Here is a 12,472-nt window from a genome sequence, read left to right as displayed (position 1 = left end):
AAATTTAATTTTTCTAATTCAATAGTTTATTTATTTGTTTTTCGTTAATGTTCATTGTTATTTTTTGTTTTACCATCACTTGTGGTACGGTTCCCCCCTAACAATCCGAAACGCCCGATAAACCTGCTCCAACAGCACCACCCGCATAAGCTGATGTGGAAAGGTCATCTTAGAAAACGACAGCGCCAAATCACTCCGCTTCTGCACCGTTTCACTAATCCCAAGTGAACCGCCAATTATAAAGGCAATTTTGCTTTTCCCGTATGTTGCAAGCTCATCCACTTTGGCTGCCAGCTGCTCGGAAGTCAGCATTTTTCCATTGATTTCAAGTGTGATCACATATGTATCAGGTGAAAGCGCACCAAGGATCCGCTCTCCTTCCTTCCGCTTCACTTCCGCCATTTCTGCCTCACTCATGTTTTCTGGCGCCTTTTCATCGGCAACTTCGATAATATCTACTTTTGCATATGCAGAGAGCCGTTTTAAATACTCCTGGATTCCCTGCTTTAAATATTTTTCCTTTAGCTTTCCCACTGCTACGATGGATATTTTCATGTTCAACCATTCCTTTTCCTAAGACTACTGGAACAAATGATGCAGCAAGCGCTCCCGATCTTCGAAAAACTGCTTCATAATTGAATAGTGATTCGTGTCCTCCAGGGCTTTTTCTGTCATACCATCTTCTGTTAGTTCTATAATTTTTGCCTGACTGTACGCCATGATAATCGGCGAGTGGGTTGATATGATGAACTGTGATCCCTCGTTGACCAGCTCATGGATCCGGGCAAGTAAAGACATCTGCCGGAGTGGTGATAGTGCCGCTTCCGGTTCGTCTAAAATATATAACCCTCCACCCCGGAATCGGTGGACAAAAGCAGCGAAAAAGGATTCGCCGTGTGATTGTTCATGAAGTGATTTTCCACCAAAGGAATCAACAATCCTTGGAGCCGGGGCAGGTTGTGCATCCATTTCTTCAATATTCGTCGCCACATTATAAAATGATTCGGCACGGAAAAAGAAGCCATCCTTTGGTCGCTGGACACCTTTTGCTATCCTTAAGTATTGATCAAGGCTGGAGTGGGAGTCATAGCTGGAAAAATTGAAATTGCGTGTGCCGCCTTCCGGATTAAATCCAAGTGCCACGGCAATGCCCTCAAGCAACGTTGACTTTCCCATTCCATTTTCCCCAATAATATACGTCACATTCGGATGAAGAACCAATTCCTGAAACATGTTAATGACAGGCAAATGGAACGGAAACGTGTCATACGAAGGTATCATTTCTTTTTTCAATGTTACGTTTTTAACATACTGTGTATCACGATTTAACTTCATGCCAATGAAAACACCTCGATACGTAAAAAAACTGTTAACCCTATCATAGCAAAATTCCCGTACAAATTGGCTGTTAATTAAACTGAAGATACACCTAACTCATTTTTCTTCGCAGGCATTCCTTGGGGCAGGAGGCAGTTGTCGCTTACCATTGATACTGCATTTTGCTAAGCAAGTTTGTATAATATTAGCTAAGGGAAACATTATTACATAAATCTCTAACAAGGAGCGATACCATGCAGCAACTCTTATTCATTCAAACCGGAACAGGTCTTGACTTGCAAGGACAAGATGTGATACAAGCATCCCAGCGTGCAGTAGAAGATGCGATTCTATTATTTTGGAACTGAATATGAACGAATTCACCAATTAAGTGCAATTCCTCACAATAACTTGTACAACCCAACATAATTTTGTTTCTTAAAAGCGTTTAAAGACCAGGCCTACAACAAGCCTCTTTCTATATTAGGTAAGCATACGATTGTAGGATAAGCTTTTACTTTTAACCTTACTCTTACATTTATTCGATTAGCTATTTCTTTTTTCACTTATCATTCATAAACGGTCACAATTACTCCATCCATATTGTTACCTGAAATCTCATACTCGTGATTTTCCGCTATATTAATGGTCGTGTTTTCAGAAAAAGCGTAATAAGAAACAGTATATTTTTGACCATCAACCTTAGCAGAAACCTTCTTTTTTTCCTTGAGATAATCTAAATACTCTTCTAAAACAAAATTATTTTCCTTCATAATCGCACTATGCGGTAAACCAACATAGCGAATGTGCCAGGGTTCATAGTTGATACCTGTGACGTCAGCTTTATCCTCTGGATAGCGTAAAATGAACCCGTATTTCCAAGCGTTTTTTTCTATCCACTCTCCTTCAGGTGCTTCAGCCATCTTCATTTGAGTAGTTCCTACATCAAGCGATAAACCCAAATTGTGTTCGCTATAGCCGGGTGGCAAGGCATAGGCAGAGCCCTTTTCTTGATAAAGTACACGTTGTTCATCAAAGTCTCGAAATCCACTAGTAATGAAGAAATTAGAAACTCCTTCTTTTTCCGCAGCAGCAATCATATCTGAAAATTTACGTGCTATATCCTCTGACAAATAAGTGTCGTTATCTAACAATCCGTATCCTTTTACCAATTCATTGTGCTTAAATAGATTGACAACATCTGATTTAATACTTTCGCGGTCAACCGGATACTCACTGTTGACCAAGAGCAGATTTCCTTGATAGATTTGATCTTTTGTAAGATCTATTTGGACACTTTCAGAAGTCCTTCCATCCCCTGCTTTATCATTTTCATGTTGATCATATTCTTGTACTTCTACATTTGGCAAATCTGCTTTTGGTTCAAAAAACGGTCCAATATATATATAGGTTAGACACAAGCACAATAGTAATAAAAATAAACATCCCCATTTCTTCATTTTTTACGTTTCCTCCTTATTCTTCTTTACTCAAAAGAATAACTAAAACTATTTAAAAAAATAGTGGGGTAAATCTTAAATTTTTCTTAAATCATGTACTTGCTTGAAGTTTCTATCTTAATTATTTCGTTCACTTTCCTTTGGTAAACGGACTTCAAAAATTGTCTGTATGACGCTACTTTTGGCAGTAATCGATCCATTATGCTGCTCCACAATATTCTTCGCAATGAACAAGCCAAGACCTGTGCTATCTTCTTGGTTAGTTCGTGCTTTGTCCCCGGTATAGAACATATCAAAGAGATGCGGAAGTTCATCCGGAGGAATGCTATCTCCATAATTCACAACTTGAACTACCACTTCATCTGTATCAATAAAACCGTTAATATCGACATACTGGCCGTCATATCCATAACGAATAGCATTAGTAATAAGATTTTCAAACACACGTGCTATCAAATCTCCATCGCCCAGAATGGGTAAATGGGTCGTACTATTCATCCGAGCAATCAAATGACTTTTTTCGAATAAAGGATACAATTCCTCCTTTAATTGGTTAAGTAGATCAGTTAAATTTATTCTCTTATTTTCAACTGGCAGCATTCCATAGTTCATTCTAGTTATCTCGAATAATTCATCAACCAGCCTTTCCAAACGTTGGGATTTGGTAAAGGCAATCGTTAAAAAGTGTCTGACTTGTTCTTTAGACAAGCTTTCATCCTTAAGGATCAAATCCAAATAGCCTAAAACAGAGGTAAGTGGAGTTCGTAAATCATGTGCTAAGTTTACTACTAGCTGATCCTTACTGCTTTCCGAAAAATCACCTCTTTCTATGGCTTCTTTTAACTTTTTACTAGCAAGATTAATGTCGTTCGTAATGTCGTTAAACTCATCATTTGATTGGATTGTAACCTGATGTTGAAAGTCGCCACGGGCAAGGTAGTGAATTCCCCTTGAAATCTCTTTGAAATAAGTGGAATAGCGCTTCGTAAAGAGAAAGAAAAACAATATTGAAAGTGGAATAAATATAAGTAAAAAGAAATTAATATCGCCAATTTTGTACATAAATGAACGGAAATGCGTCAATGGATCGCCGTAATCAACCCAAGTATGGTAATAATATTGAAGTATTTTAAAGATTATATAAGTTATAGTGCCAGAGAGAAACATACTAAAACCAAATAACAACACCATCTTTGAACGAAAACTGCGCATCATTTTAACCATTGAATGTATACCCTACTCCCCAGACTGTCTTAATCCATTTGTCTTTCCGTTTATCTTCTTCAAGTTTTTTCCGAAGCGTACGTACATGAACCATAACGGTATTAGCCCCTTCAAAGTATGCTTCACCCCACACTTGCCTGAAAATACTTTCCACACTAAAAACTTTTTTTGGATGACTCGCCAGTAAATACAAAATATCAAACTCTTTCGGTGTTAGCTCGATGCTTTCGCCATATAGAGTAACTGTACGTTGCTCTGGAGAAATAACTAATCCACCATATTCCACGCTAGTGTAATTATTTGTATCTGTTTTATGTTGATTTAGTTTCATAAAACGTCGGAGCTGAGCATTTACACGAGCGACCAATTCTATCGGGGTAAATGGTTTAGTCATATAATCATCTGCTCCAATTACAAGTCCCTGTACTTTATCAAAATCAGATGTCTTAGCACTCAAAAATATGATAGGCATATTATGCTGTTCACGAATGCGGCGGGTTACTTCATATCCATCCATTTTCGGCATCATAATATCCAAAATCAGCAAATCAAAGACCTGTGTCTCAACAACACGAACAGCCTCTTGTCCATTCGATACTTTCATAACATGGTACCCTTCTTTTTCTAAATGAATGGCAATCAAATCAGCAATCTCCTCCTCGTCATCAGCAATTAATATCGAAATATCTCTCATCTTCCCACTCCTAAGTAAAGTTAGCTATATATAAAGTCCTTTCATAAACCAGCATGGCACTGAAGACAAAGTCATATTCCTTATGCTCGGTTACATATATGTACAATCCCCCTTAAATTTCTTTACTATAGTTTACCAAACTATATGTGCATTTATCTAATCGTGTTTGTATAATCTTACCTAAGGGAATATCATTATCAGACTCACAATAAGGAGCGATAAACATGCAGCAACTACTATTTATTCAAACCGGGACAGGCCTTGATGTACATGGTCAGGATGTTACCACCGCCTCACAACGGGCAGTGGAAGACGCAATTCATTACAATTCCATGCCAGGGATTGCAAAAATGCTTCCTGATGAGAATTTAGAAAATATGAAAGTAAATGTCAAATTGGCAATCCCTGCCGATCATGACAAATTAGACGAGGAGAAAATCAAAATGATGATTCCATATGGCACCGTGACGGTTGAAGTCGTCGATGGCGGCATGGCAACAACAAGTGGTATTTTCCTTGAGGACCAACAGGATAAGAATGATTTGATGTATATTGTCAACGCAGCTGTTGAAGTTGGTTATTAATTTTAAAACGCGTATCCAACATTCGCTTCATGGATACGCGTTTTAATTAAAGCGTCTAAAAACAAGTGAATCATGATAAAGAGACAGGGATTACTTGCCTGTCTCTTTAGTAGAGTATATTTAACTATCCCAACAAGTCACTAAGAATATCTGTCATTCTTTTTTTCTTTTTATACTTTGGTGGGTAACCATGCCTATCGTATTTCGAGTCGTAATCTTTTCGGGAATAATCACGATCATCCCGATAGTATCGATCATCAGATTTGTGGGACCGATCGTTATACTGTTCGTCCTCTCGTAAGCCTTGTGTGATTTTTTCCAGTTCACCACGATCCAGCCATACACCTTTGCAATTCGGACAAATATCAATCAACACGTTTTCCTTCTCAACCTCGCGCATACGTACATTATCACAAACTGGACAATTCATTGCTCCACTCCTTTAATATGGGATAACACAATTTATATTATTATACCACGAGCCTCGAGGAAATAATTTGACAATTTAATTAAGACTTGTGCCTGTCATTCCCACCGTTTTATCCTCTGAATAACCTTTTTATAAAAAATAGAGGCTAATGTTTCTTTCCCATCTGCCGTTTTTTGCTTATGCCATTCATTATAGCTTGCCACCGCAATTAAAATCGATCCGGCAATTAAAAGGTATGCCCACCATGGCAGGTTTCCCCAGTATGGCCTTGTTTGCAAGAAAACATTCAGCAGTAATACCCCTGCTCCGACAAAGAAAAATGCCTTTCGCTGATAAGCCATGCCGCCAAGCATCGAGGCAAGAGACAGCACACCCATGATTAACGCATCATAGATAGTCGAGCTTGCCAGTGCATCCTGGATAAGTAACAGCGAAACGATGACCAGAACAGCCCACTGTATATAATTTACGACCGTTTTATACTCCCTGTCTGCAACCTTTTTCAGGAAAATAACAACAACCACCCACGGTAAAACATATAATTCCCGCTCGATTAAATTAGGTAATCGAATATTTCCAAGTAATACATAATATGGCTGCAGCAGATAAGCACATGCTGCAAAGATTACCCATTTTACCGGAACAGATGGGATACGTTTCCGTTGCAGCAGCAAATAAAGGGAAATGAGCAGCCCAGGCAACAGTTTTGTCCATAACATTTCTGTTGTAACCATATACAAATTACATAGTGCGATAAGGCCAATGATCGAATACCAATCAATCATGTAAGGTATTTCCTTGTCTTTTTGTTCTTGATAAATAACCGGATACGATAACAAACCAACCACCATAAGTACACCAGCAAACACGACAAGTCTAACTAACATGCTATAATCTGGCGATAGAAACGCATCTTCATAAATCCATAGCACATAGTAGACAAGTATGAGTGGGACAACATTAAAGATATCCCATTTTTCCTTATGCATCATGAATAGCGTCAACATTGCGTAAAGCACTGTAACGAGAAATAGCGTAATGTCAAAATCCCGCACTAACGTGAATACAAAAATGCCAAATACGGAAAAAGGAATGACATAAAATGCGATCCGTCTTGTCCACGCTCCCTTACTGAAGTACCATCCAATTGCAATCATGATGCTTGTAAGAAGTCCAGCATAATGAATGTGTTCGTCCAGATCCAACAAGACAAACAATAGACTGAGACCGATCCAAAACGTTGAAAATCCGGCATATAAAAAACTTAAGATCATCCATTCCGCTTTTGCCAACCGAAGACTAAGTCCATAAACAACTGTAGCTACGAAAAATGCCCAGACAGTTTTTTCCTCAAAAAGTAAAAAACTAGCAAGCAAAGCAAATGGCAAGAAAGAGTGTCCTGCCCACCAGAAACTGTTCGTCAGGTTGCTGTCATATTTTCGGGCCATATATCCCACTATTAAGAGCAGCACCGCCCCGATAACGAATTGTAGTGAATTGAAAAGGTCAGATTGGATATCCATTTGCGAGTGAATAGCAAAAAGTACTGCTATATAAAACGTTAGAGATATGCCACTGACAACATACGAGACAGAAGTCGAGTTTGTTTTTCGGTACAGCAAATAAGCCATTACTGCTCCACCTAGCATAATTACAGCACGTATCACAGCATCAAAATCAAGCGTTACTGTTAATACCATCCCTAGCAAATAAAAGCCATTTGCAGTATAAAAGGAATGTTCCTCATACGGCTTTCGTTTCAGCTGCCACCACACAAAGCTTGCCAACAGAACAACAATGCCTGCCAGAACAAAGCTCTCCGCTTGCAATGGTCCAGTATAGTGTTCGATTGTTACCTGATTCTCAATAGCAGCATAAAACATCATAACGGCAAGACCCAATGATAGCGCATGGACCCAAGAAGGAGAATCGCCTTCTGTAAATACCGCTCTTTTTTCAAAACGTTCCATGGTTAATGCGGTCATACTTACAAGCAGGAGCATAATCCCAACCTGCCACCAGTTCATCAACAGATAATCAACCAAAACGCATAATAGCATTATAACTCCACCGACATCTCGCGTGCTTTCTTTAATCGTTTGGAAAAAGGACATTTTCATCAAACAACCAAAGACAATATAAATGATTAAACCCATTAAAAATAACGGCAGTATTAATCCCTCATAACCAAACCAATCCTGACCAAACAAAACAACCTCATATAAAGCACTCATCAAAAATACAGGACTTAAATAAGCAAACAATATCTGTTTTGGCATGTTGGAAAGAAACGTAAAATTCAAGGCAATCAGCACATACGCCAGTAGCATGACTAACGACGGCTCATGCATCCTCATCATAATCCCTTCAAAACTGATATACACAAAAGCACAAGCAGACACGACTGCACTTGTATAACGAAAGGAAATTTTTAGTGAATGATCATCCGCTATGAATCTCGGTATCGCTAAAAAGACAAACCCTAATAGCGCGTAGACGATGGCCCCAACCACATGCAAAATGGAATATTCAATTAGCTGGTATGCACCGTAAACAAGCATGGCACTGAAGACAAAATGATACTCCTTATGCTTGGTTACATATACCATTGCAAAGTAAAGAATCGCCGTTAACAGCAAATTAAAACCATAAACGACTTCATGATTGTAAAAAACGAGCATCAGCAATGTGGAGAAAACCAAATTGAATTGGATATAAAGTACAAATTCTTTGATAAACAGCTGTATACGCTGGTTATCCTTAAGCCGTTTGTATAGTACGATAAGCAATGCATTAAACAACATAATGCCAAGATAAAACCCATCCACAGGCAAATACAATGCCGCTAGCAAGAAGCCTGTAAAAACGGTAACCGTAACATACGAGAACCATACAAAAAGCCGTGATACTAGTTTTTTCGCAAGCAAAAGGTAGATTGGCAGAATGACGACACTGCCAGCAGCCCCAAACAGATAACGCCCTTCACCGATAAACGAAAAATAGGGGCCTAGTAATTCAAAAAAGCCTACAGACAAGATAGTGATCGGCAGGAACAGACCGCCAAGTACGTGAAATGCAAATGCTGTCTTTTTGATTTTCAAAATGCGCATCGTAAATAGGGCAAGCCCAAAAAACAGCAAGGAGACGAGTGCAATTAATCCGGATTTCATCCAATTGGCAAGTGTTTCCCATGTGCTTGTAGCAAGAACCAGGCCGCCAATCAAAAGCAAAACGACCCCCAGATTTAGTGACCAGGTAATATTCCGCTCCCGAATCTCCTGTGGCGATAATACTTTCTTTTCGATAACAGGTTCTTTCTCGGGTAACTTTTCCAAAGGGACATCTGTGTCAAACAATTCAGCCTCTTGCATTTCTGCAAACGTCTCTGCTTCCCTTGCTTCCAAATCTGCATAATATTGATTGTGTGCTTCTACAACTTGGGTATATAATTCAGGTGATATGTATTGCGCTTCTTCCAGCTGTTTCAGCTCTTCCTTAACGATTTGCTGTCGTGAGCTGTTTTTTATGTGGTCCATTTAATCCTCACCTTAAAAAGTAAAAATAATCTTCTTTCAGTAATTTAAAAGTTTATCAAGTTCTATGAATTTCTTAGGCACTAACATTCATAAACCATTTTTAGAAACTCATACTTGCTGCCATTCGTTTCCTGCATAAATGTTCCAATGGGTTTAAAACCTGTCTTTTCATAAGCTTTAATTGCTCTTTGATTAAATGTTGCAACAGATAATGTAATTTTTTCAGGTGAATATCTGTGATTTGCAAATTCTAGACCTTCAACAAGGAAAATCATATCCGTTTCCATTTCCTGTTAGATCTGGTCTCATACCCAATCCTATATAAAGGGTCTCTGAATCAACCTGGTTAAAACGAACAAAGGCGCAAGCGCCCGTTTAGCGACGTATGGACTGGACTGAGCCGTAGGAGATAAAGGAAACATGCCCCTTCATAGGGGTATGCCGACGTTGGACGCAAAGTCCGTTCTTAGTCGGCCTTCCTCCTTCCCCGAACCGATGTTGACTTATCGTACGGAGGCGAGGGAAGTCCACTAGTCGCTGGGCGCTGGAGCCGGACGTGGCCTACTCTGCCGAGAACAGAATAGAGCCTAAATTTATATACTTTCTTTATCTTTGAAAAAACCAATTAAGTCATTACCCTTTTGAACTGCAAATACAGATTCCCCACGCTTATCCTGGTCGAGAAATTCCTCTAAATCCTCTTCATCCGATTCCATATCATAAAATGAATAAATACCATCATAATGCCACTGGTAGGCTATAATTTCTGCTTGTTTTTGTGTCATTAGCTTGAAATCAAAACCCATATAGCCCCCACCTCATTAATAAACAATCATCCTGCTACCCGATAACAAAATACTGTTCTACCCATTTCAAAAACGATATCCAACTAATCCCCTGCTGTCACCATCAAAATTTGGCCATTCCAATACAATTACTACATACCACCGAGGAATTCCTGCAAGAAATGCCATAAAGATAAAAAGCCTTCTTCTATATAATCGTTTACAGCACCAAAGGAAGTGGCATCAATCTTGAAAATTAAAGTAATATCTTACCTGGACTTTGTGATACAATATCATATAACCTATTTTATTCGTAAGGGATGTGTTTCCATGTTTTATCAAGAGGTTGATGAGGAAATTACATTAAAATTATTGGTATTAACGGATTCACAGGCATTATTTCAATTAACGGATCAATCCCGGGAAAGTTTGCGGGAATGGCTTGGCTGGGTGGATAATACAAAAACAGTTGACGATAGCCGATCCTTCATTGAACATACACTACAGGTATACGACGACAAAAAAGGACTTCACGCAGGAATTATGTATCAACATGAACTTGCAGGTATTATTGGTTTTAATAGCTTTGATTGGACAAATAAAATTGGCAAGATTGGTTATTGGCTGGCCACGGATTTCCAAGGGAAAGGGATTATGTCACGGGCAGTCCGGTCACTAATTGATTACGCTTTTTCAGAATTAAGCTTGAATCGGGTTGAGATCCGTGCCGCATATGAAAATAAGAAAAGCAGGGCAATACCTGAACGGCTGGGGTTCATGGAGGAAGGACTGATTCGTCAGGCTGAATGGTTATATGACCATTATGTCGACCACGTTGTTTACGGGATGCTGGCAAGTGAGTGGGAAGCACAGTAGAGAAGGGATGCTTTTTCGATGGATTTCTATATAGCGTCAAGTTTTTCGAATAAGAATTTGGTCAGGTATATAGCACAAAAGCTTATTATAAAAGGCTTCCGTCAAACATACGACTGGACGAAAAATGTACGTGCCGACACACCCGCTACATTGCAGTCGACAGGCGAGCTAGAGAAAAACGCCGTTGCCTCCAGTGATATTTTTATTCTGCTGCTTCCCGGTGGCAAAGGGAGCCATACCGAGCTTGGTATTGCACTTGCTTTAGGGAAGCGCGTCTACATTTATTCTGAAGAAGCGCTTGATCCCGTCTCTTGCCCCTCATTTTACTTTGTTAAAGGTGTGGAACGATTTCACGGGAAGAAGGATGATTTTATTTCCACGATTGGATTGGTGTAGGAGGAATAAAGGTGCAAGGGTGCGGTTGTAGTGGGACTTCCTTGGGCTGGAGAGGGAAATTTCAGCTGTCGTGTGGGAATATCAACGCGTATGGGAAACATCAGCCTGTGCAGGAAACTATCAACCCGTGTGCAAAACTTCAACCCTTGCACGGAATCTTAACACGTACAGAATTATATCAACCCCAGTAACCGATGTTGACTTATCATTTGAACGCAGGTACTGCACAATAGCAACTGAACACTAGAACCGAACGTGGCCATTGTGACTAGACAAGAGATCAAACCGGATCGTCAGGACGAATTCATTCCCTTGCTTTTCTGCTTTGATTTCCCCATTCATCATTTCAACCAAACCTTTCGTGATTGACAGTCCCAATCCAGTTGTCTTTCGATGGCGAGATGGATCAGTTGTATAGAAGCGTTTGAACAGATTTTGGATTTCCTGTTCTTGCAAGTTGGGAGCATGGTTTTGTAAATGAATCACCGCTTTACCGTTTGCTTTTTCAATTTTCCCTTTAAAATCACCTTCTCCGTGAGTTAAGGCGTTCCGGATTACATTTTCGAATATACGCCGCAGTACCTCCGCATCACCGATGATGTAAATTGGAACATCTGGAAGAATTAGCTGGGGTTCTGCCTTTTTGTCAGCAAAATCGTAATGAAAAGGATAGATCGTTTCCAGAAATGTTTGACCGACATCGATTTTTTCAGATGCCAGTGCGTGTTCCCCGGACTCGATACGGGCAAACTCAAACAGGTTATCAAGCATTTGCACGAGATGGTGAATCCGTTCTTTTACAATCTGATAATATTCATCCCGTTCAACATCTGTTATTTTTCCGTCCTGAAGCATATCAATATATCCAACGACAGAGGTAAGAGGTGTCCGCAAATCATGCGAAACATTGGTGATTGCCTCTCTAAAAGCTTGTTCTGCTTTGTATAGCGTCACTTTTTCATCCCGTGAATGTATCAAAACGGCGTTGAGGCGCTTCGCCAGCCTTTGCAGTTCATTCGCTTGCAGGAAAAGTTCGAGATGCTGGTTCGTATCGTTGTGATGAACAAAATCAAGCTGCTTGGAAAGAGATTCTATTTGCTTTTTATACACCAATATGTAGGCGGATAATACCCCAAGTGCAGTCACAAGTACAATGATGACAAATAGCAT

The 12,472-nt window shown here is 39.6% G+C and carries 14 protein-coding genes; 4 read left to right on the top strand and 10 right to left on the bottom strand.

Annotation, left to right across the window (positions count from 1 at the left end; translation table 11 throughout):
* Positions 1 to 75: 75 nt before the first annotated feature.
* Both rlmH and IEX12_RS12335 read right to left on the bottom strand, forming a co-directional pair.
* Positions 76 to 555, bottom strand: coding sequence for a 23S rRNA (pseudouridine(1915)-N(3))-methyltransferase RlmH (rlmH, locus tag IEX12_RS12340; protein ID WP_088051638.1), 480 nt, complete (start codon positions 553 to 555; stop codon positions 76 to 78).
* 24 nt (positions 556 to 579) lie between these two features.
* Positions 580 to 1,335: an AAA family ATPase gene (locus IEX12_RS12335; protein WP_088051639.1), complete on the bottom strand. Its 756-nt coding sequence runs from the start codon at positions 1,333 to 1,335 to the stop codon at positions 580 to 582.
* 236 nt (positions 1,336 to 1,571) lie between these two features.
* On the opposite strand from IEX12_RS12335, the gene IEX12_RS12330 reads away from it, so the two are divergent.
* Complete coding sequence (locus IEX12_RS12330) at positions 1,572 to 1,685, top strand: Lin0512 family protein (RefSeq protein WP_106427350.1); 114 nt, start codon at positions 1,572 to 1,574, stop codon at positions 1,683 to 1,685.
* 201 nt (positions 1,686 to 1,886) lie between these two features.
* Here IEX12_RS12330 and vanY read toward each other — a convergent pair whose 3' ends face one another.
* The 3 genes from vanY to vanR form a co-directional block, all read right to left on the bottom strand.
* On the bottom strand, positions 1,887 to 2,777 hold the full coding sequence (vanY, locus tag IEX12_RS12325; protein WP_088051640.1) for a VanY-A/VanY-F/VanY-M family D-Ala-D-Ala carboxypeptidase: 891 nt from the start codon (positions 2,775 to 2,777) through the stop codon (positions 1,887 to 1,889).
* Between the two features lie 117 nt (positions 2,778 to 2,894).
* Entirely contained in the window at positions 2,895 to 4,001 is a 1,107-nt protein-coding gene (locus IEX12_RS12320) for a sensor histidine kinase (protein WP_088051641.1), read from the bottom strand.
* Positions 3,994 to 4,695 (bottom strand): vancomycin resistance response regulator transcription factor, VanR-F/VanR-M family, encoded by a 702-nt coding sequence (gene vanR / locus IEX12_RS12315; RefSeq protein ID WP_088051642.1) that lies wholly within the window; start codon positions 4,693 to 4,695, stop codon positions 3,994 to 3,996. The genes IEX12_RS12320 and vanR overlap by 8 nt, the downstream gene beginning before the upstream one ends.
* Positions 4,696 to 4,919: 224 nt before the next feature.
* Here vanR and IEX12_RS12310 point away from each other — a divergent pair, with 224 nt between their 5' ends.
* A complete protein-coding gene (locus IEX12_RS12310) occupies positions 4,920 to 5,279 on the top strand; it encodes a Lin0512 family protein (RefSeq protein ID WP_088051643.1) in 360 nt (119 codons plus the stop codon).
* A gap of 124 nt (positions 5,280 to 5,403) precedes the next feature.
* On the opposite strand, the gene IEX12_RS12305 is transcribed toward IEX12_RS12310, so the two are convergent.
* From IEX12_RS12305 to IEX12_RS12290, 4 genes are all read right to left on the bottom strand, one after another.
* Complete coding sequence (locus IEX12_RS12305) at positions 5,404 to 5,709, bottom strand: TFIIB-type zinc ribbon-containing protein (RefSeq protein WP_088051644.1); 306 nt, start codon at positions 5,707 to 5,709, stop codon at positions 5,404 to 5,406.
* A gap of 95 nt (positions 5,710 to 5,804) precedes the next feature.
* Positions 5,805 to 9,245, bottom strand: coding sequence for a hypothetical protein (locus IEX12_RS12300; RefSeq protein ID WP_088051645.1), 3,441 nt, complete (start codon positions 9,243 to 9,245; stop codon positions 5,805 to 5,807).
* Between the two features lie 80 nt (positions 9,246 to 9,325).
* Positions 9,326 to 9,532 carry a GNAT family N-acetyltransferase gene (locus IEX12_RS12295; RefSeq protein WP_188725265.1) on the bottom strand — a complete coding sequence of 69 codons (207 nt, stop codon included), beginning with the start codon at positions 9,530 to 9,532 and terminating at the stop codon, positions 9,326 to 9,328.
* A gap of 306 nt (positions 9,533 to 9,838) precedes the next feature.
* Entirely contained in the window at positions 9,839 to 10,051 is a 213-nt protein-coding gene (locus IEX12_RS12290) for a hypothetical protein (protein WP_188725264.1), read from the bottom strand.
* 309 nt (positions 10,052 to 10,360) lie between these two features.
* On the opposite strand from IEX12_RS12290, the gene IEX12_RS12285 reads away from it, so the two are divergent.
* Both IEX12_RS12285 and IEX12_RS12280 read left to right on the top strand, forming a co-directional pair.
* Entirely contained in the window at positions 10,361 to 10,906 is a 546-nt protein-coding gene (locus IEX12_RS12285; RefSeq protein WP_088051646.1) for a GNAT family N-acetyltransferase, read from the top strand.
* A gap of 18 nt (positions 10,907 to 10,924) precedes the next feature.
* Positions 10,925 to 11,302, top strand: a complete 378-nt coding sequence (locus tag IEX12_RS12280) for a group-specific protein (protein WP_088051647.1) — start codon at positions 10,925 to 10,927, stop codon at positions 11,300 to 11,302.
* A 243-nt stretch (positions 11,303 to 11,545) separates the two neighbouring features.
* On the opposite strand, the gene IEX12_RS12275 is transcribed toward IEX12_RS12280, so the two are convergent.
* Entirely contained in the window at positions 11,546 to 12,472 is a 927-nt protein-coding gene (locus tag IEX12_RS12275) for a sensor histidine kinase (RefSeq protein WP_088051649.1), read from the bottom strand.

It is taken from the genome of Lentibacillus populi, from assembly GCA_014642895.1.
In the GTDB taxonomy this organism is placed as follows: Bacteria; Bacillota; Bacilli; order Bacillales; family Amphibacillaceae; genus Lentibacillus_C; species Lentibacillus_C populi.
This window is presented reverse-complemented; position numbering and strand designations above follow the sequence as displayed.